Consider the following 19016-nt stretch of genomic DNA (forward strand, 5'->3'; position numbering starts at 1 on the left):
TGCGCGACCACCAGAGCAGCAAGCTCGTCATACGACGGACGCCCATCCCCGGTCACACGATGATCATCGCACCACGACAACCACCACACGACCGGGGACCTGACTAGTTACCACTGTTTCTCACTCACGACATCCTGCGGGTGGGTCAGCGGCCGCGGAACTCGGGCTTCCGCTTCTCCGAGAACGCCTTCGGCCCTTCCTTCGCGTCTTCCGAAGCGAAGACCTCGATCCCGTACTGCGAGTCGAGCTTGAAGGCCTCCTCTTCGTGGAGCCCCTCGGTGTTCCGGATCGTCCGCAGGATCGCCCGCACCGCGACCGGCCCGTTGGCGTTCACCAAAGAAGCCAGCTCCAAAGCCTTCGAGAGGGCTTCGCCGTCCGGGACCACGTGGCCGATCAAGCCGATGGCCAGCGCCTCGTCGGCCGACAGGTGACGGCCCGTCAGCAGGATGTCCGCCGCCACCGTGTACGGGATCTGGCGCGGCAGCCGCACCGCCGATCCACCCATCGGGAACAACCCCCACCGTGCCTCCGACACCCCGAAGCGAGCCCCCGCGCCCGCGACCCGGATGTCCGTTCCCTGGAGGATCTCCGTCCCGCCCGCGATCGCCGGTCCCTCGACCGCCGCGATCAGCGGCTTCGTCAGGCGGCGCCCCTTGAGGAGGCCCGGGATGTGCGCCGGGTCGAACTTGCCCGCGTCGAACGCCTTCGACGGTGAGTTCCGGGACATCGACTTCAGGTCCGCGCCCGCGCAGAACGCGCCGCCCGCGCCGGTCAGGATGCAGCTGCGGATCCCGTCGTCGGAGTCCACGCGGTCCCACGCGTCGACCATGATCGACATCATCTCGCCGGTGATCGCGTTGCGCGCCTCGGGCCGGTTCATCGTCACGATGAGGGTCTGGCCCTCCTGTGAGACCAGCGCGTGCGGTTCACCCACGGAAACCTCCTGAAGGAGCAGTGCCATTGCCCAGAACGATAACATGTTCTACTTTGAGGGCGTGGCACTCAACATCGCGGATCTTCTGGAGCACGCCGTCGACGCCGTGCCGGAGCGCGTCGCGGTCGTGTGCGGCGACCGGCAGGTCACCTTCGCCGGACTGGAGGCGCGGGCCAACCGGCTCGCCCACCACCTCGCCGCACACGGCGTGGGACGCGGATCCCACATCGGGGTCTACTCCCGCAACTCGATCGAGGCCTTGGAGGCGATGATCGCGGCGTACAAGCTGCGCGCGATCGCCGTCAACGTCAACTACCGCTACGTGCACGGCGAGCTCGTGTACCTCTTCAACGACGCCGACCTCGTCGCGCTCGTGCACGAGAGAAGCTACGCCGACAAAGTCGCGGCGGCGCTGCCGGAATCGCCGAAACTGAAACACGTTGTCGTGATCGACGACGGCAGCGACGGCGACTTCTCGAGCTACGGCGGCGTCGACTACGAAGCCGCGCTCGAAGCGCAGTCGCCCGAGCGCGACTTCGGCGAGCGCAGCAACGACGACCTCTACATCCTCTACACCGGCGGCACCACGGGCTACCCGAAGGGCGTGCTCTGGCGCCACGAGGACATCTGGCGCGCGCTCGGCGGCGGCATCAACTTCGTCACCGGCGAGTACGTCCCGGACGAGTGGACGCTCGCCGAGCAGGGCAAGGCCGGCAGCCTGACGCGGCTGCCCGCCGCACCGCTGATCCACGGCGCCGCGCAGTGGGCCGCGTTCGGTGCCCTGTTCACCGGCAGCCCGGTGGTGTTCGTGCCCCGCTTCGACGCCCACGAGATCTGGAAGGCCGTGCAGGAGCACAAGGTCCAGGTCCTCACGATCGTCGGCGACGCGATGGCGCGGCCGCTGATCGAGGCGTTCCGCGAGGGCGACTACGACGGTTCGTCGCTCGTCGCGGTGTCGAGCCACGCTGCGCTGTTCTCGCAGTCGGTGAAGCAGGAGTTCGTCGCGCTCGTGCCGAACGCCGTGATCACCGACGCGATCGGCTCGTCGGAAAGCGGCTTCACCGGGATCGGGATGGTGGCCAAGGGCTCCGACCACAGCGCCGGCCCGCGGGTCAGCTTCGGCAAGGACGCCATCCTCCTGGACGACGACGGCAACCTGGTCGAGCCGAAGGCAGGCGCGGTCGGGCTGATCGGCCGCCGCGGGCACGTCCCGCTCGGCTACTACGGCGATCCCGAGAAGAGCAAGACGATCTTCGTCGACCTCGACGGCGTCCGGTACGTCGTCCCGGGCGACTACGCCCGCTACGAAGAGGACGGCACGGTCACCCTGCTCGGCCGCGGCTCCCAGTGCGTCAACACCGGCGGCGAGAAGGTCTACCCGGAGGAGGTCGAGGGCGCGCTCAAGTCGCACCCGGACGTCTTCGACGCGCTCGTCATCGGCATCCCGGACGAGCGGACCGGCCAGCGCGTCGCCGCCGTCGTCCAGCTGCGCGAAGGCGCCGAAGCCGACTTCGCCGGGATCGAGCAGCACGTCCGGGGCGAGATCGCCGGCTACAAGGTGCCGCGCACCGTCTGGCTGGCCGACGAGATCGGCCGCTCGCCCAGCGGCAAGCCGGACTACCCGTGGGCCCAGCGCTACGCCGCCGACCACGAACCGGCCACGGCCCAGCCTGTCTGAGGAGGATTACGGAGTGCGGACATCCCTGTGCGACCGGCTCGGCATCGACCTGCCGATCATCGGGTTCACGCCCTCGGAGCACGTCGCCGCGGCACTCAGCCGCGCCGGCGGGCTCGGCGTGCTCGGCTGCGTCCGGTTCAACGACGCCGCCGAGCTCGACCGGGTGCTCACCTGGATGGACGAGAACACCGGCGGCAAGCCCTACGGCGTCGACATCGTGATGCCGGCGAAGATCCCCGCCGAGGGCACCCAGGTCGACCTCTCGAAGCACATCCCGGAGGGCCACCGCGCGTTCGTCGACCGGGTGCTCCGCGACCTTTCGGTGCCGCCGCTGCCGGACGACACCGACGAACGCGCGGGCGTGCTCGGCTGGCTCCACTCGGTGGCGCGGTCGCACGTGGAGGTCGCGCTCAACCACCCGATCAAGCTGATCGCCAACGCCCTCGGCTCGCCGCCGGCCGACGTCATCGGCCAGTGCCACGATCGCGGGGTGCCGGTGGCGGCACTGGCCGGGAAGGCCGTGCACGCGGTCCGGCACGTCGAGAACGGCGTCGACTTCGTGGTCGCGCAGGGCTACGAAGCCGGCGGGCACACCGGCGAGATCGCGTCCATGGTGCTGGTGCCGGAGATCGTCGATGCCGTCGACGTGCCGGTGCTCGCCGCGGGCGGGATCGGGTCGGGGCGCCAGATGGCCGCGGCGCTCGCGCTCGGCGCGTCCGGCGTCTGGATGGGCTCGATGTGGCTCGCCACCGAGGAGTACCTGCAGACCATGGGCGAGTCCGTGGCGATGCAGCAGGCGCTGGTCGGCGCGACGTCGTCGGACACGGTCCGGACGCGGATCTACACCGGCAAGCCCGCGCGGCTGCTCAAGACCCGCTGGACCGAGGCGTGGGCCGCGGCGGACGCGCCCGAGCCGCTGCCGATGCCGCTGCAGAACCTGCTGGTTTCCCACGCCCACAACCGGATCCACGCGGCGAACGACCCGAGCGTGGTGTCGATGCCGGTCGGGCAGATCGTCGGCCGGATGAACGCGGTCCGCCCGGTCGCCGAGGTCGTCGCGGATCTGGTGGCCGGCTACGAAGAGGCACTGTCCCGTTTGGACAAGACCCGCTGAAAAGCCATGAGGGGCACCTTCATGGACATCACGTCCATGAAGGTGCCCCTCATGGCATTCGGGCTAGAGCGAAGCGGCGGCCGCGGCGATCTTCGACGCGAACGTGCTCACCTCGGTGTAGACGCCGGGGGCGTGCGGCCGGGCGCAGCCGTCACCCCAGGAGACGATGCCGACCTGGATCCACGCGTTCGCGTTGTCCCGGCGGAACATCGGGCCACCCGAGTCGCCCTGGCAGGTGTCGACCCCGCCCGCGCTCAGGTTGCCGGCGCAGATCTCGGCGCTCGGGATGAGGTCGGGGTAGCTGCCGCCCTGGGCCTGGCAGGTGCTGTCGGAGACGAACGGGACCGTCGCCTTCAGCAGGTAGCGCTGCTGGGCGCCGCCCTCGGTCGCCGCGCCCCAGCCGGCCACGGTGAACGTGCCGGTGTTGTAGGTCGTCGTCGTCGCGATCGGCAGCGTCGAGAGGCCGGTGACCGGGCTCGCGAGCTTGATCAGCGCCCAGTCGCCGCCGGTCGAGGTGCCGTAGGTCGGGGACTGGTAGACGTAGGTGGACTTGATCTTCTTGGCGCTCGTGCTGTTGAGGTCGACCACGCCGACGGTCGCCGTGATCGACGTGTTCGAGCCCGTCCGGCTGACGCAGTGGGCGGCGGTCAGGACGATCTGGCTGGTGTAGAGCGCGCCGCCGCAGCCCATCGACAGCCGGACCATGAACGGGAACTCGCCCTGGGCGGCCCGGGTCCCGCCGACGACGTCGGTGGACGGCGGCTGGGCCGCGATCGCCGGGGTGGCGAACGACGCGGCCGCGGCGACCGCGGCCACCGCGGTGGTGACGTTTCTGAGCAGGGTGAACCAGCGCTTGGGAGCCAAGGGGATCAGTCCTTCCAGTGTCCACAGTGGAAGCCGTTGCCGTCAGCGGCCCCATGACTACACCAGGTGCTCACATACCGGGACAACCAACTTTCTTCGGATGTTTCGGGCGGTTGGGTGATTTCTCACCGGCGGACCCGGCGAACGCCGTAGGCCGAGGTGGCCCGGAGTTCACCGAGCCTTTCCCGGCCGTAAAGCTGGCGTCGGCGAGGGCCGGGGGCAACCGGGTGATCCTCTGTGTGACAGCCGTGTTACGCGCCACAGCGAACCGCGGCGCACCGGGAAGCGAATAGGGTCGATTCCGTGCCCGCCCCTTCACGTCATTCCCGCCTGTCCGCCGACGGTCCCGTGCTCGACGGGATCCCCGAGCACGGCCGCGTCCCGCGCTACTACGCGGTCAAGGTCGAGCTGCTGGCGGTGATCGCGGAACTCGGCGAAGGATCGGTGCTGCCCACGGAACGGGAACTGTGCGAGCGGTTCGAGGTGTCGAGGGCGACCGTGCGGCAGGCGGTCGGCGAGCTGGTGCTCGAGGGCAGGCTCAGCCGGCGGCAGGGGAGCGGCACGTTCGTCGCCGGCCCGAAGCTCGTGCAGCCGCTGGCCCTGGTGAGCTACACCGAAGGACTGCGGCGGCAGGGCATCCGGCCGGGCCGCACCGTGATCACGCTGGAGCGGCGCTTGGCCGGCAGCGCGCTGGCCGCCGACCTGCAGGTCACGTCCGACGCCGAAGTGATCCACATCGAGCGCGTGCTGCTGGCCGACGAGGAGCGCGTCGGCCTGGAGTCGACATATCTCCTCGCCGAGCGGTTCCCGACGCTCCTGGAGGTGTTCAACCCCGAGCAGTCGCTGTACGCGTGCCTGAGCGAGCAGCTCGGCGTGGTGTTCGACGGCGCCGAGGAGCGCGTCGAGACGGTGCTGGCGACCCCGCGCGAAGCCCTGCTCATCGGCACCAACCCGGCCCTGCCGATGCTGCTCATGCACCGCATCTCGTGGGGCCCGGACGGCGCGCCGTTCGAGCGGGTGCGGTCGTTGTACCGCGGCGACCGGCTCAGCTTCATGACCCGTCTCGGCCGCGCCTGACTGTCACGTTCTCCCGAGCGTTCTCGTTCCTCCCTCACGAACTGAAAGGGAGGACGTCATGAACACCGCTTTGTGGGTCGGTCAGGTGCTGCTGGCCGCGATCTTCGCCCTGTCGGGCGCGCTGAAGTCGACGATGTCGCGGCAGCGGATGCTCGAAACCGGCCAGACGGGGGCGGCGGCGTACCCGCTGCCGGTGGTGCGGTTCACCGCGATCTGTGAACTGTTCGCCGTGGTGGGGCTGATCCTGCCGGTGCTGCTGGGCATCGCCCCGGTGCTGACGGGCTGGGCGGCGGTGGGCCTGGCCGTGGTGATGGTGGGCGCGATGGCGATGCACGGCCGGCTGGCGGTCGTGCAGCACAAGCCGGCGGAGTGGCGGAACGTCGGGATCAACGGGGTGATCTTCGCGGTGTGCCTGTTCGTCGCCGTCGGTCGCCTGTGAAGGTAACGAGCCGGTAACTCATCCGGTCCAATATTCGATGGGCCTTCACCCGGCGTTCGCCGAGGGGCCAGCGGCTGTTGACGCGCTCCGGAGAGCGTGGGCGGCGTGCGAATCCTCATCGTGGGCGGTGGCGTGCTCGGCACGCTGCACGCCTGGCAGGCCGTCGAACGCGGCCACGACGTCGTCCAGCTCGAACGCGAACCCGAGGCCCGCGGCGCGTCCGTGCGCAACTTCGGGCTGGTCTGGGTCGGTGGCCGCGCCTCCGGGATCGAACTGGCCACCGCCCAGCGGGCGCGGACGCTCTGGGAGCGGGTCGGCGAGCGCGTCCCGGGCCTCGGCTTCCGCGCCAACGGCTCGCTGACCGTCGTCCGGACCGAAGGCGAACTCGCCGTCGCGCGCGAAGTCAGCGAAGGCGGCGAAGCGTCCGAACGCGGTTACAAGCTCCTCGACGCCACCGAGACTCGTGAGCTGAACCCCGCGCTCAACGGCGATTTCCTCGGCGCCCTCTGGTGCGAGCGCGACGCCGCCGTCGAGCCGCGCACCGCCCAGCCCGCCCTGCGCGCAGAACTGGCCAGGACCGGCCGCTACACCTGGCGACCCGGCCGCGAGGTCCGGCACCTCACCGCCACCGGCGTCGTCGACGACCACGGCGAGCGGCACGACGGCGACGTCGTCGTCTTCTGCACCGGCGCCCGGACCGGCGGCCTGGTCCGCGAACTCGCCGGCGACCCACCGGTGCGGCGCGTCCGGCTGCAGATGGCCCAGACCGAGCCTCTGGGCGAAGAGCTCACCACGAGCGTCGCCGACGGCGACAGCTTCCGCTACTACCCCGCCTACCGCGGAGAAGCCCTCGACTCGTTGAACACCGGGCAGCCCCAGGCCGACGTCGCCGCGGCGCATCGCATGCAGCTGCTGCTGGTCCAGCGGCTCGACGGCTCGCTCACCATCGGCGACACCCACGAGTACGACGAGCCCTTCGCTTTCGACGTCACCGAAGACCCCTACGACCACCTTGCCGACGTCGCCGAAGGGTTGCTCGGCCGTCCGCTGCCGCGCATCCGCCGCCGCTGGGCCGGCGTCTACGTGCAGACCGCCGACACCGGCCGGATCGTGCACCGCGCCCGCGTCGCCGACAACGCGTGGCTAGTCACCGGACCCGGCGGCCGCGGCATGACCTGCGCACCCGCCATCGCCGAAGACACCGCCGGGGAGCTGGGCCTGTGACCACCGAACTCGTCGTCCTCGACATGGCCGGCACGACCGTCGCCGACGACGGCCTCGTCGTGCGGGCCTTCACCGCCGCCATCGAGACCGCCGGCGTGCCCGAGGACCGGTACCCGGAGATGCTCCGGTACGTCACCGACACCATGGGCCAGTCGAAGATCACCGTCTTCCGCGCCCTCATCGAGGACGAAACCCGGGCGCAGCAAGCCAATTCCGCGTTCGAAGCCGCCTACGGGAAGCTCGTGGAGGCGGGGGAGTGCACGCCGGTCCCCGGCGCCGAGGACGTCGTCCGCGGCCTGCGCGAGAACGGCGTCAAGGTCGCCTTCACCACCGGTTTCGCGCCCGCCACCCAGCAGGCCATCCTCGACGCGCTCGGCTGGCGCGGCCTCGCCGACCTCGCGCTCGCGCCCGGCGACGGCGTCCGCGGCCGGCCGTTCCCCGACCTCGTGCTCACCGCCGCACTGCGGCTCGAAGTCACCGACGTGCGGCGGATCGCCGTCGTCGGCGACACCGCTTCGGACGTCCTGTGCGGGCTTCGCGCCGGCGCGTCCGTCGTCGCGGGCGTCCTCACCGGCGCCGGGCGCCGCGAAGACCTCCTCGAAGCCACCCACCTGCTCGGCTCCGTCTCCGAACTCCCCGCCGTGCTCGAAGGAGAACCCCGTTGAAGAAGACCCTGGCCACCGCGTTCGCCGTGGCGCTGATCGCCCTGCTGTCCGCCTGTGGTGGCACCGGCGCCGCGTCGGCCGGCGGCAAGACCGTCACCGTGTACACAGTGGACGGACTGGAAGACTGGTACACCGCCCGGTTCGCGGAGTTCGAGCAGCAGACGGGCATCACCGTCCAGGCCGTGACGGCCGGCTCCGGCGAGGTCGCCTCCCGCGTCGAGAAGGAGAAGGCCAACACCCAGGCCGACGTCCTCGTCACGCTGCCGCCGTTCATCCAGCGCGTCGCCGGCCTGCTGCAGCCCTACACCCCGGCGGGCGGTGACCAGGTGCCCGACAAGGACGCGCAGGGCCGCTACTTCGCGATGATGAACAACTACCTCAGCTTCATCCGCAACCCGGGCGCCACCCCGAAGACCTGGGACGACCTGCTCGACCCGAAGCTCAAGGGCAAGGTCCAGTACTCGACGCCGGGTGAGGCCGGCGACGGCACGGCGGTCCTCCTGCAGCTGCAGCACGTGCTCGGCGAGCAGGGCGCGCTCGGCTACCTCGGCAAGCTGGAGGCCAACAACGCCGGGCCGTCGTCGTCGACCGGCAAGCTGCAGCCCAAGGTGGCCAAGGGCGAGCTGCTGGTGGCCAACGGCGACGTCCAGATGAACCTCGCCGAAATCGCCAAGAGCGGTGGTTTCGACGTCTTCTTCCCGGCCGACTCCCGCGGCAAGCGCTCGACGTTCGCGTTGCCCTACTACGCCGGGCTCGTGACGAACGCGCCGCACGCCGACGACGCGAAGAAGCTGCTCGACTTCCTGTTCTCGCCCCAGGTCCAGGGCAAAGCCGCCGACGCGTTCGGCATCCCGGCCCGCGCCGACGTGACGGCCACCGGGCCGAACGCGGCGAAGATCAAGGCCGCACTCGACGGCGTCGAGATCTGGCAGCCGGACTGGACCGCCGTGCTCGGCAAGCTGGACGCCGACCTGGCCGCGTACAAGAAGGCCGTCGGCCGATGACCCCGGCCGTCGAGTTCCGCGGCGTCTCCGTCCACTTCGGACGGACGAGGGCCCTGGAATCCCTGGACCTCACGGTGGCCCGCGGCGAAACCCTCGCCCTGCTCGGGCCGTCCGGCTCCGGTAAGTCGACGGCGCTCAAGGCCCTCGCCGGGTTCGTCCGGCCGAACGCGGGCCGGGTGTTCCTCGACGGCGAGGACGTCACGGACCTGCCGCCGCACCGCCGTGGCCTCGGCGTGGTCGTGCAGAGCTACGCGCTGTTCCCGCACATGCGCGTCGACGCCAACGTCGCGTTCGGGCTCAAGGCCCGCCGGGTGCCGCGGGCCGAGGTGGCTTCTCGCGTCGCCGAAGTCCTGGAGCTGGTCGGCATGGGCGCCTACGCCCGGCGGTTCCCGCGCGAGCTGTCCGGCGGGCAGCAGCAGCGGGTCGCGCTCGCCCGGGCGCTCGCCATCCGGCCCGGCGTGCTGCTGCTCGACGAGCCACTGTCCGCTTTGGACGCCGCGCTGCGCGAGGACATGATCGCCGAGCTGCTGCGGCTGCGCGCCGAACTGCCGGACACGACGCTCGTCTACGTCACCCACGACCAGGGCGAGGCCCTGGCGCTGGCCGACCGCATCGCCGTCATGCGCGACGCGCGGCTGGTCGAGGCGGGCTCGTGCGAGCAGCTTTACCGGCGTCCTGCGTCGGAGTTCACCGCGAGCTTCCTCGGCGCGGCCAACCTCATCCCGGTCGACCTCGTCAGCCACGGGACACCGGCGACGGTCCGGCTCGGCGAGCACGTGCTGACGGCCGAGCCGACCGGGGCCCTCGGCCCGGGGCCGGTCGCCCTCGGCGTCCGCCCGCACCGCGTCGGGGTCGGCGCGCCCGGCGCGGACACCCTCCCGGCGCTGGTCCGGGCCGTGCAGTGGCGCGGCACCGGCTACCGCCTGGACCTCGAGCTGGCCGGGGGCGCGACGATCCGGGCCGAGGTGTCCGAGACCTTCGCCGTCGGGGCGGCGGTGGGCGTGTCGATCCCGGACGGCTGCCCGCTGGTCGGGGTCGGCACATGAGCGTCGCACCGGCCGTCGTGAGTGAGCCGCGTTCTAACCCTGTTTCCCACTCACGACGGGGTCTGGTCTGGCTGCTTCCTCCGGTGGTGGTCGTGGCCGTGTTCTTCGGGTATCCGCTGGTCCTGGTGGCCGGGCAGTCCCTGACCACGGACACCGGGTTCGGCCTGGCGGTGTGGGCGGAGGTGCTCGGCTCGGCCGAGTTCCGCGACGCGGCCGGGCAGACGGTGCTGCTCGCGCTGGGCGCCACGGCCGGGTGCGTGCTGCTCGGCACGTTCCTGGCGCTGGTGATCGCGTTCGTCCCGTTCCCGGGCGCGCGGACGCTGTCGCGGCTGGTCGACACGGTGCTCGCGTTCCCGTCGTTCCTCATCGCGCTGGCCTTCACGTTCCTCTACGGCAGCGCGGGCGTCTTCGGCGCGGGCGGGTTCCTGTACTCGCCGTGGGGCGTGCTGCTGGCCGAGATCACGTTCTACACGCCGTTCGTGATGCGCCCGGCGCTCGCGGCGTTCGGCCAGGTCCCGGGGGTGCACCTGGACGTCGCGGCGTCGCTGGGCGCGCGTCCCTGGCGGGTGCTGGGGCGGGTCGTGCTGCCCGCGGCGCTGCCGTCGCTGGCCTCGGGCGCGTGCCTGACACTGCTGCTCGCGCTGAACGAGTTCGGCATCGTGCTGTTCCTCGGCGCGAAAGGCGTCACGACGTTGCCGATGCTGGTGTACGGCAAGGGGATCGTCACGTTCGACTTCCCGGCGGCGAGCGTCGTCGCGCTGGTCGACGTCGCGATTTCGCTGCTGTTGTACGGGAGTTACCGGGTGCTGGCGGGGAGGGGGCGCGGTGCTGCTGTGGACGCGGCGTAGCAAGGTGCTGCTGTGGCTGGTGTTCGGCGTGGTGTTCGCCGTCGTCGTCGCGGCGCCGCTGGTGATGATCGTGCTCGCGTCGTTCGCCGGGCACTGGACCGGGGTGCTGCCCGGCGGGCCGACGTTCGGCCACTACGCGGACGCGCTGTCGGGGGAGACGTTCGCCAGCTTGTCCGTCAGCATCCAGACCGGCGTGCTCGCGGGTACGGCTGCGGTGCTGCTCGGCACCTGGGCGGCGCTGGCGGCCGAGACCGCGCCGCGGCGGGTGCGCCACGTCGCCGACACGCTGTTCCACCTGCCGATCGCGGTGCCGTCGGTGGTGCTGGGGCTGGCCCTGCTGGTGGCGTTCAGCCGGCCGCCGCTGGCGTTCAACGGGACGCGCTGGATCGTGCTGCTCGGGCACCTGCTGATCCTGCTGCCGTTCGCCTACAGCACCGTGACGGCGGCGCTCGCCCGCGTCGACCCGCAGCTCGCGCAGGCGGCGGCTTCGCTCGGGGCGTCCCCCGCGCGGGTGATGCTGCGGGTCCGCGTTCCGGTGCTGCTCCCGGCGATGACGGCGTCGGCGAGCCTCGCGCTGGCGATGTCGATGGGGGAGCTCGGCGCGACGATGATGCTGTACCCGCCGGACTGGCGCACGCTGCCGGCGAGCATCTTCGCGCTGACCGACCGCGGCCAGGTGTTCCTCGCGTCGGCGGCGACGGTCGTGCTGCTCGGGGTCACCCTCGCGGGCGTGGTGCTGCTGGGCCTGGTGCGCGGCCGGGCGGCCCATCGCTAGCGGGATGCAACCTGGTGGGGGTCCGCTCCGTCTGGCAGGTATGCGCACGACGGTGAAACTGCTGGGAACGGGCCTGCTGCTGCTCGCGGTGACGGCCTGCGGGGCCGCGACGAGCGGCGCGGGGGCTCCGGCCGCGAGCAGTACGGGACCGGAGACGCCGACTACGTCGGCTTCGCCGCCGGTGTCCGGTTCGCCCACGATCGCGCCGCCGCCGTCCCAGACGGTCGGCCGCCCGACGCAGGGCATCGCCCCGGGCGACGACGCCATCGCCGAGACGCAGATCGACGCCCGCACGCTGCCGGAGGGCTACCCGCGCACCCTGGTCCGGAGCGTGGACGGCAAGACGCTGACCCTGCAGGCCGAGGAAGGCGGCTGCCGCCGCGTCTCCGCCCACGTCGGCGAGCAGACGGCGCAGCAGGTGTCCGTGCTGATCGCGGTCACCGCGGCGAAGAAGGGCCAGATGTGCCCGGACTACATCAGGGAGATCACGATCCCCCTGGCGCTGGCGGAGCCGCTCGGGACGCGCACGGTCGTCCTCCGCCAGGGCTGACCCGCCTCGAGGACGCTGGGAGGGCCGCTCCGGGATGCCCGGAGCCGCCCTCCCAGACCACGTTTCGCACTTTCACGTGAAAGTGCCGCTCGCGTGACCCCGGCACTTTCACGTGAAAGTGCCGCTCGGGAACCCTCTCCCGGCGAATCGATCTTTCGTGCAACCCCTCGCCGCCCCCGTTCCGTCTTCGGGACATGAGGTACTTAGCGAAGGTGGTCGGGACAGGCGCGATGCTGCTGATGGCGACAGCCTGCGCCGGCCAGAACGTGCCCATCAGCCAGCCCGCCGCCGGAGGGACCTCCGCGGCACCGACCGGCAGCGTTTCGACGTCGCCGTCGCCGAGTGAGTCGGTGCTGCCGGGGACGCCGTCGGCCAACCCGCCGGGCAAACCCCGGCTGACCGTGCCCGAGGGCAGTACCCCGGTGCCGCCGGACAAGGTCGACGCCGCCGCGCTGCCCGCCAACTACCCGCACGAGGTCTGGACGGCCAACGGCGGCACCATCCTCAACATCCGCGCCCAGGAAGGTGGCTGCGGTCACGCGCTCGGCGAGGCGACCGAGCAGGCGGGCGACCGCGTCGTGGTCAACCTGAGCGAGACCAAGGCACAGACCGGCCAGATGTGCACCATGGACATCCGGTACCCGGTGATCTCGGTCGCGCTGGCCGCGCCGCTGGACCAGCGCACCGTCGTGTTGAAGACGACCAAATGATCTAGGGTCGGGTGATGGGAAGCCGCCAGGTCTCACGCACCGCGATCGTCGCCACTACCCCGGAGAAGATCTTCGGGCTCCTGGCCGATCCGGCCCAGCACCCGCTCATCGACGGATCCGGCACGGTCCGGGCCGCCCAGTCCGGCGGCCCGGACCGGCTCACGCTCGGCGCGAAGTTCGGCATGGACATGAAGATGGGCGCGTCGTACAAGATCCTCAACACCGTGGTCGAGTTCGAAGAGGGCAGGCTGATCGCCTGGCGCCACTTCAACGGGCACCGCTGGCGCTGGCGCCTCGAGCCCCTCGACGACGGCCGCACCGAGGTCACCGAGACGTTCGACTGGTCGACGGCGAAGTTCCCGCTCGCCATCAGCCTCAGCCCGTTCCCGCGCAAGAACGCCGACGGCATCGAGAAGACCCTGGCGCGGCTCGGGGAGCTGTTCCCGGCCTGACGAGGGCCCCACCCGAATTAGTTGTACAGTGCTTAATATTGTCCGTGCAACTGGTTTGGGAGTGCGGTGCCGCAGCCGGTGCGGCGGCAGCTGGTCCTGGCCATCTGCTGCCTGAGCCTGTTCATCGTCGGGCTCGACAACACGATCGTGAACCTCGCGCTGCCGTCGATCCGCCGTGAGTTCGGCGCGTCGGTCTCGAGTCTGCAGTGGACGATCGACGCGTACACGCTCGTGCTGGCCAGTCTGCTCATGCTATCCGGCTCGACCGCGGACCGGATCGGCCGGCGCCGGACGTTCCAGACCGGGCTCGCGTTGTTCAGCCTCGGTTCGCTGCTGTGCGGGCTCGCGCCGAACATCGGGCTGCTGGTCGCTTTCCGGGCGCTGCAGGCGATCGGCGGGTCGATGCTCAACCCGGTCGCGCTGTCCATCGTCGCCAACGTCTTCACCGACCCCCGCGACCGCGCCCGCGCGATCGGCGTCTGGGCGGGGGTGAACGGGCTGAGCCTGGCGGTGGGGCCGGTGCTCGGCGGCGTGCTCGTCGCCTGGGCGGGCTGGCGCTCGATCTTCTGGATCAACGTCCCGGTCGGCGTGGCCGCGATCGTGCTGACGGCGCTGTTCGTCCCGGAGTCCCGCGCCCCGCGGCCGCGCCGCCTCGATCCGGTGGGGCAGCTGCTGGTGATCGTCCTGCTGGCCTCGCTGACGTACGGGATCATCGAAGGCCGCGGTTCGGGTGCGCCGGTGATGGTGGGCTGCTTCGCGATCGCCGCGGCGGCGCTGGCGGTGCTGCTGCCGTACGAGCGCCGGCGCCGGGATCCGTTGCTGGAACTCAGGTTCTTCCGCAGCGTGCCGTTCTCGGGTGCGACGCTCACCGCGGTCGCCGGCTTCGCGGCGCTGTCGGGGTTCCTGTTCCTCAGTACCCTCTACCTCCAGGAGACCCGCGGCTTTTCAGTGCTGCACGCGGGATTGCTGACCTTGCCGATGGCGGTGCTGACCGCGGTGGGTGCGCCGTTGTCGGGCCGGATGACCGGGGCGCGCGGGCCGCGGCTGCCCCTGCTGGTGGCCGGCGCGGGGATCGCCGCGTCCGGCGTCGTGCTGGCCGGGATCGGCCCGGAGACGCCGATTTCAGTGCTGGTGGTGGGTTTCGTGTGCTTCGGCATCGGTTACGGCCTGCTCAACGCGCCGATCACGAACGCGGCGGTGTCCGGGATGCCGCGCGAGCAGGCCGGCCTGGCGGCGGCGGTGGCGTCGACGAGCCGCCAGGTCGGGACGTCGCTGGGCGTGGCGGTCGTCGGCGCGGTCGTGGCGGGGAGCGTCGGGACGCCGCCGGGCACGGGCCGGGTGGTGTGGCTGATCGTCGCGGGCTGCGGTGTGCTGGTGTTCGTGCTGGGCCTGGTGACGACGGGCCGCTGGGCCATGGCGACCGCGGCGCGCGTGAATGGTCCGGACCATGACGACGCCCCGGTGAGCTGACCTCGGCGGAACTCCCTGCTGAGCGCCACCCGTGCGGCCAGTGGTCCGGACCAGTGCGACCACTCCGCGGTCGAAGCCGTCGAAAACTCGTCCGGATTCCGGTGAACCACCGCTGTTACCGAGCCGTATCCATGAGTGAGGTGGTGATCAGAAAGGAGGGGCCCATGCCCCGGTTGAGCAGTGGTCGGCACCGCAAGCAGGCGACGGTCGGCCTGGCCGCGTTGCTGGGGGTCGCCGGCGTCACCGCGACCGCCATCGCGCTGAGCAGTCCCGCGGGCAACGCGGCCGAAGCGCCGAAGGAGAACTGCGGAGGGCTCGACACCGCCCTGCAGAACAACCTGAACTTCATCGCGGGCCAGCAGGCGAACCCGGACGCGCAGTCGGCCGCGCGGATCGCCAACCGGCAGGCGGTCGTCGACCTGATCCAGCAGCGGCGGCAGGTCGCCGGCTGCACGGCGAACGTCGCCGCGAACACCGGCCAGGCCGCGCAAGCGCCGGCCCAGCAGGCCCCGGCCCAGCAAGCTCCGGCGCAGCAGGCGCCGGCCCAGCAGGACCAGAACGGCGCCGCCGCGGGCGATCAGGCCAACGCGGGGGACACGGGCGCGACCGGCGACGTCGTGTGCGCCGGCTCCACCGTGACGCTCTCGGGCGAGGGCGGCGCCCCGGCCGCGTCGAGCAACCAGTTCCCGGCGGGGACGAAGCTGAAGGTGACCAACCTGGACAACTCGAAGTCCACGACGGTCGAGGTGACCTCGGTGTCGGGCAGCTGCACGCTGCTCAACAACGCGGCCTTCGAACAGGTTCGGGAACCCGGAAAGTTCCTCATCCGGCGCGCACGGATCGAGCGCGTCGGCTGAGGGAGCAGGGAAGAAAGGGGGCACCGGCGGCGGGCCGGTGTCCCCTTCCCTTGCGTGCTAACGGAAGCTGATCTGCAGCACCGGGTCGCCGGTGCTGGCGAAGAAGTCGTTGCCCTTGTCGTCGATGACGATGAACGCCGGGAAGTCCTCGACCTCGATCTTCCAGACGGCTTCCATGCCGAGCTCGGCGTACTCGAGGACGTCGACCTTCTTGATGCAGTCCTGCGCGAGCCGCGCGGCCGGGCCGCCGATCGAACCGAGGTAGAACCCGCCGTGCGACTGGCACGCGCTGGTGACCTGCTTCGAGCGGTTTCCCTTGGCCAGCATGACGAGTGAGCCGCCGGCGGCCTGGAACTGCTCGACGTAGGAGTCCATCCGCCCGGCCGTCGTCGGCCCGAACGACCCGGACGCGTAGCCCTCCGGCGTCTTCGCGGGACCGGCGTAGTACACCGGGTGGTTCTTCAGGTAGTCCGGCATCTCCTCGCCGGCGTCGAGGCGCTCGGCGATCTTCGCGTGCGCGATGTCGCGGGCGACGACCAGCGGCCCGGTGAGCGAAAGCCGCGTCTTGACCGGCAGCTGCGAGAGCTGTGCGCGGATCTCGGCCATCGGCCGGTTGAGGTCGACGCTCACGACGTCGTCGGAGAGGTCCTCCTCGGTGACGTCGGGGAGGAAGCGGGCCGGGTCGCGCTCGAGCTGCTCGATGAAGACGCCGTCGGCGGTGATCTTCGCCTTGGCCTGGCGGTCGGCGGAGCAGCTCACGGCGACGCCGACCGGGCAGCTCGCGCCGTGGCGGGGGAGCCGGATGACGCGGACGTCGTGGCAGAAGTACTTGCCGCCGAACTGCGCGCCGATGCCGAACTGCCGGGTCATCTCGAGGACCTGCTGCTCGAGGTCCCGGTCGCGGAAGGCGTGGCCCAGCTCGGATCCCTCGGTCGGCAGGTTGTCGAGGTAACGCGCGGAAGCGAGTTTTGCGACCTTCAAGTTGAATTCGGCCGACATGCCGCCGACGACGATCGCGAGGTGGTAGGGCGGGCACGCGGCGGTGCCGAGGCTGCGCAGCTTCTCGTCGAGGAAGCGCGCGAGCCGCTTCGGGTTCAGGACGGCTTTCGTTTCCTGGTAGAGGAACGTCTTGTTGGCGCTGCCGCCGCCCTTGGCCATGAAGAGGAATTCGTAGGCCGGGTCGTCCTGGCCGTCCTTGTGGTAGAGCTCGATCTGGGCCGGCAGGTTGGTGCCCGTGTTGCGCTCGTCCCAGAAGTTGACCGGCGCCATCTGCGAGTACCGCAGGTTCAGCTGCTGGTAGGCGTCGAAGATGCCCTGCGAGAGCGCGCGCTCGTCGTCACCGCCGGTGAGAACGCCCTCGCCGCGCTTGCCGATCACGATGGCGGTCCCGGTGTCCTGGCACATGGGGAGGACGCCACCGGCGGAGATGGCGGCGTTGCGCAGCAGGTCCATGGCGACGAAGCGGTCGTTGCCGCTGGCTTCGGGGTCGTCCACGATCGCGCGCAGCTGCTCGAGGTGTGACGTGCGCAACAGGTGCTGGATGTCCTTGATGGCGGTGCGCGCGAGGGTGGTCAGCGCGGCGGGATCGACCTTCAGGAACTTCCGCCCGGCGGCTTCGACGGTCTCGACGCCCTCGTCGGTGACCAGCCGGTACTCGGTGGTGGTGTCTTTGCCGAGGGGGAGGACTTCGGTGTGCTGAAACGTGGTGGTGGACGGCACTGCCAGGCTCCTTTGCCAGCTCCGGGATCGGTCCACCCTACGCACGCTGTCCGGGCACCGGACATATGCACCCGATCACTGTGGGCCACCCCACGCGGGTTCCGGGGAGGCCCGAGTGCCTGGAGGGTCGGTTCGCGTACCTGGAGAGTCGGCTGACGAGCCGACCGTCTGGGTACGCGAGTCGACTGTCTAGGTACGTGAGCCGACTGTCTGGGTACGCGAGCCGACCCTCGCGGCACAAATGGTCGGGAGGCCGGGTCCACCCCGACGGACCCGACCTCCCGGGGAGAGCGGCCGGGTGCGTGCACACCCGATCGCGTGGTCAGTGCCGGCGCCGTAAAAGCCGCTCCACGAATGTGGCGTGACGAAGGTCATAAGTCAACGCGGCCGAACGGGTGTCGGCGAGAGGTTGCTACCCCGGCCCTTCACCGGCGAAACCCCTTTTTCGTGGAGAATTTTCCAGGACTGCCCCGCGAACCGCGGAACTGCTGGTCGTGGGCATGCGAAAGGGGCGGGTGCGCAACGCACCCGCCCCTTCGGCAGAGAGTTATCAGCTGGCGTAAGCGCGGAGCCGGTCCGCGCGCTCGCCCTGGCGGAGCTTCGACATGACCTCGCGCTCGATCTGGCGGACGCGCTCGCGGGACAGCCCGAAGTGCTTGCCGATCTGGTCGAGCGTGCGGGGCTGGCCGTCGTCGAGGCCGTAGCGGAGCCGGATGACCTGCTGCTCGCGGTCGTCCAGCGTCGACAGGACCCGGCGCAGGTCGTCCTGCAGGAGGCTCGAGATCACGGCGCTCTCGGCGTCCGTCGCCTCGGAGTCCTCGATGAAGTCGCCCAGCGGGGCGTCCTCCTCGGTGCCGACCGGCATGTCCAGGCTTACCGGGTCACGCGAGTGGTCGAGCAGGTCCGAGATCTTGTGCGCCGGGATGCCCGACTCGGCCGCCAGCTCCTCGTGCGTCGCGTCACGCCCGAGCTGCTGGTGCAGGTCGCGCTTGATGCGGGCCAGCTTGTTGACCTGTTCCACCAGGTGGACCGGGAGCCGGATGGTGCGCCCCTGGTCGGCCATCCCCCTGGTGATGGCCTGGCGGATCCACCAGGTCGCGTAGGTCGAGAACTTGAACCCCTTGGAGTAGTCGAACTTCTCCACCGCGCGGATCAGACCCAGGTTCCCCTCCTGGATCAGGTCGAGCAGCGGCATCCCCCGGCCGGTGTAGCGCTTGGCCAGCGAGACCACCAGGCGGAGGTTGGCCTCCAGCAGGTGGTTCTTGGCCACGTGCCCGTCACGGACCAGGGCGGACAGCTCCTTGCGGCGCTTCGGGGTGAGGTTCTCCCCGGTGTCCAGCATGTGCTGGGCGAAGACGCCGGCTTCGATGCGCTTCGCGAGCTCGACCTCGTCGGCTGCGGACAGCAGCGCCGTCTTGCCGATGCCGTTGAGGTAGACGCGCACGAGGTCGGCGGCGGGGCTCGGGGCGTCGAGGTCGCCGTCGGCGAGCGTCCCCACGCTCACCGGCTCCTCGGACACCTGAGCCGGGATGCGCTCGCGAATCCCGCGCGACTCGCGTTCGAGAGTCTGGACTGACATTCTGCCTCCCC

Annotated in this window: 19 protein-coding genes; 15 read left to right on the plus strand and 4 right to left on the minus strand. The window is 70.9% G+C overall.

Annotated elements, in window-relative coordinates:
• Window positions 1-145: 145 nt before the first annotated feature.
• Window positions 146-934, minus strand: a complete 789-nt coding sequence (locus tag QQ657_RS27715) for a crotonase/enoyl-CoA hydratase family protein (protein WP_284745195.1) — start codon at window positions 932-934, stop codon at window positions 146-148.
• Between the two features lie 61 nt (window positions 935-995).
• Here QQ657_RS27715 and QQ657_RS27720 point away from each other — a divergent pair, with 61 nt between their 5' ends.
• Together QQ657_RS27720 and QQ657_RS27725 are read left to right on the plus strand one after the other, a co-directional pair.
• Window positions 996-2612: an acyl-CoA synthetase gene (locus QQ657_RS27720; RefSeq protein WP_284745196.1), complete on the plus strand. Its 1617-nt coding sequence runs from the start codon at window positions 996-998 to the stop codon at window positions 2610-2612.
• Window positions 2613-2625: 13 nt separating this feature from the next.
• A complete protein-coding gene (locus QQ657_RS27725; protein WP_284745197.1) occupies window positions 2626-3726 on the plus strand; it encodes an NAD(P)H-dependent flavin oxidoreductase in 1101 nt (366 codons plus the stop codon).
• 63 nt (window positions 3727-3789) lie between these two features.
• On the opposite strand, the gene QQ657_RS27730 is transcribed toward QQ657_RS27725, so the two are convergent.
• Entirely contained in the window at window positions 3790-4590 is an 801-nt protein-coding gene (locus QQ657_RS27730; protein ID WP_284745198.1) for a S1 family peptidase, read from the minus strand.
• Between the two features lie 303 nt (window positions 4591-4893).
• On the opposite strand from QQ657_RS27730, the gene QQ657_RS27735 reads away from it, so the two are divergent.
• The 13 genes from QQ657_RS27735 to QQ657_RS27795 all read left to right on the plus strand — a co-directional run bounded on the left by QQ657_RS27735 (window position 4894) and on the right by QQ657_RS27795 (window position 15707).
• Complete coding sequence (locus tag QQ657_RS27735) at window positions 4894-5667, plus strand: GntR family transcriptional regulator (RefSeq protein WP_086681579.1); 774 nt, start codon at window positions 4894-4896, stop codon at window positions 5665-5667.
• Between the two features lie 58 nt (window positions 5668-5725).
• Window positions 5726-6106: a DoxX family protein gene (locus tag QQ657_RS27740; RefSeq protein WP_284745199.1), complete on the plus strand. Its 381-nt coding sequence runs from the start codon at window positions 5726-5728 to the stop codon at window positions 6104-6106.
• A 105-nt stretch (window positions 6107-6211) separates the two neighbouring features.
• On the plus strand, window positions 6212-7330 hold the full coding sequence (locus tag QQ657_RS27745; RefSeq protein WP_284745200.1) for a TIGR03364 family FAD-dependent oxidoreductase: 1119 nt from the start codon (window positions 6212-6214) through the stop codon (window positions 7328-7330).
• Entirely contained in the window at window positions 7327-7995 is a 669-nt protein-coding gene (locus QQ657_RS27750) for a phosphonatase-like hydrolase (protein ID WP_284745201.1), read from the plus strand. Before QQ657_RS27745 ends, QQ657_RS27750 begins: the two co-directional genes overlap by 4 nt.
• Window positions 7992-8999: a 2-aminoethylphosphonate ABC transporter substrate-binding protein gene (locus tag QQ657_RS27755; RefSeq protein WP_284745202.1), complete on the plus strand. Its 1008-nt coding sequence runs from the start codon at window positions 7992-7994 to the stop codon at window positions 8997-8999. Before QQ657_RS27750 ends, QQ657_RS27755 begins: the two co-directional genes overlap by 4 nt.
• Complete coding sequence (locus QQ657_RS27760; protein WP_284745203.1) at window positions 8996-10045, plus strand: ABC transporter ATP-binding protein; 1050 nt, start codon at window positions 8996-8998, stop codon at window positions 10043-10045. The genes QQ657_RS27755 and QQ657_RS27760 overlap by 4 nt, the downstream gene beginning before the upstream one ends.
• Window positions 10042-10893 carry a 2-aminoethylphosphonate ABC transporter permease subunit gene (locus QQ657_RS27765; protein ID WP_284745204.1) on the plus strand — a complete coding sequence of 284 codons (852 nt, stop codon included), beginning with the start codon at window positions 10042-10044 and terminating at the stop codon, window positions 10891-10893. The genes QQ657_RS27760 and QQ657_RS27765 overlap by 4 nt, the downstream gene beginning before the upstream one ends.
• The gene (locus tag QQ657_RS27770; protein WP_284745205.1) at window positions 10871-11668 is read left to right on the plus strand and encodes an ABC transporter permease; all 798 of its coding nucleotides are present in this window, start codon (window positions 10871-10873) and stop codon (window positions 11666-11668) included. The genes QQ657_RS27765 and QQ657_RS27770 overlap by 23 nt, the downstream gene beginning before the upstream one ends.
• 40 nt (window positions 11669-11708) lie before the next feature.
• On the plus strand, window positions 11709-12218 hold the full coding sequence (locus tag QQ657_RS27775) for a hypothetical protein (protein ID WP_284745206.1): 510 nt from the start codon (window positions 11709-11711) through the stop codon (window positions 12216-12218).
• Window positions 12219-12412: 194 nt separating this feature from the next.
• A complete protein-coding gene (locus tag QQ657_RS27780) occupies window positions 12413-12928 on the plus strand; it encodes a hypothetical protein (protein WP_284745207.1) in 516 nt (171 codons plus the stop codon).
• Between the two features lie 14 nt (window positions 12929-12942).
• Entirely contained in the window at window positions 12943-13380 is a 438-nt protein-coding gene (locus QQ657_RS27785) for an SRPBCC family protein (protein WP_284745208.1), read from the plus strand.
• A gap of 66 nt (window positions 13381-13446) precedes the next feature.
• The gene (locus tag QQ657_RS27790; RefSeq protein WP_284745209.1) at window positions 13447-14850 is read left to right on the plus strand and encodes an MFS transporter; all 1404 of its coding nucleotides are present in this window, start codon (window positions 13447-13449) and stop codon (window positions 14848-14850) included.
• A gap of 164 nt (window positions 14851-15014) precedes the next feature.
• A complete protein-coding gene (locus QQ657_RS27795) occupies window positions 15015-15707 on the plus strand; it encodes an SCO2207 family protein (protein ID WP_284745210.1) in 693 nt (230 codons plus the stop codon).
• 57 nt (window positions 15708-15764) lie between these two features.
• Here QQ657_RS27795 and QQ657_RS27800 read toward each other — a convergent pair whose 3' ends face one another.
• Together QQ657_RS27800 and QQ657_RS27805 are read right to left on the minus strand one after the other, a co-directional pair.
• Entirely contained in the window at window positions 15765-17426 is a 1662-nt protein-coding gene (locus tag QQ657_RS27800) for a fumarate hydratase (RefSeq protein ID WP_284745211.1), read from the minus strand.
• Between the two features lie 550 nt (window positions 17427-17976).
• The gene (locus QQ657_RS27805) at window positions 17977-19005 is read right to left on the minus strand and encodes a sigma-70 family RNA polymerase sigma factor (RefSeq protein WP_284745212.1); all 1029 of its coding nucleotides are present in this window, start codon (window positions 19003-19005) and stop codon (window positions 17977-17979) included.
• Between the last annotated feature and the right edge of the window lie 11 nt (window positions 19006-19016).

This window comes from Amycolatopsis ponsaeliensis (assembly GCF_030182635.1).
Classification (GTDB): domain Bacteria; phylum Actinomycetota; class Actinomycetes; order Mycobacteriales; family Pseudonocardiaceae; genus Amycolatopsis; species Amycolatopsis ponsaeliensis.

Bases quoted from the DNA above. Each gene is read 5' to 3' on its own strand.
- QQ657_RS27760 (WP_284745203.1), top strand. From the start codon at position 8,996: ATGACCCCGGCCGTCGAGTTCCGCGGCGTCTCCGTCCACTTCGGACGG.
- QQ657_RS27740 (WP_284745199.1), top strand. From the start codon at position 5,726: ATGAACACCGCTTTGTGGGTCGGTCAGGTGCTGCTGGCCGCGATCTTC.
- QQ657_RS27780 (WP_284745207.1), top strand. From the start codon at position 12,413: ATGAGGTACTTAGCGAAGGTGGTCGGGACAGGCGCGATGCTGCTGATG.
- QQ657_RS27795 (WP_284745210.1), top strand. From the start codon at position 15,015: ATGCCCCGGTTGAGCAGTGGTCGGCACCGCAAGCAGGCGACGGTCGGC.
- QQ657_RS27775 (WP_284745206.1), top strand. From the start codon at position 11,709: ATGCGCACGACGGTGAAACTGCTGGGAACGGGCCTGCTGCTGCTCGCG.
- QQ657_RS27805 (WP_284745212.1), bottom strand. From the start codon at position 19,005: ATGTCAGTCCAGACTCTCGAACGCGAGTCGCGCGGGATTCGCGAGCGC.
- QQ657_RS27785 (WP_284745208.1), top strand. From the start codon at position 12,943: ATGGGAAGCCGCCAGGTCTCACGCACCGCGATCGTCGCCACTACCCCG.
- QQ657_RS27765 (WP_284745204.1), top strand. From the start codon at position 10,042: ATGAGCGTCGCACCGGCCGTCGTGAGTGAGCCGCGTTCTAACCCTGTT.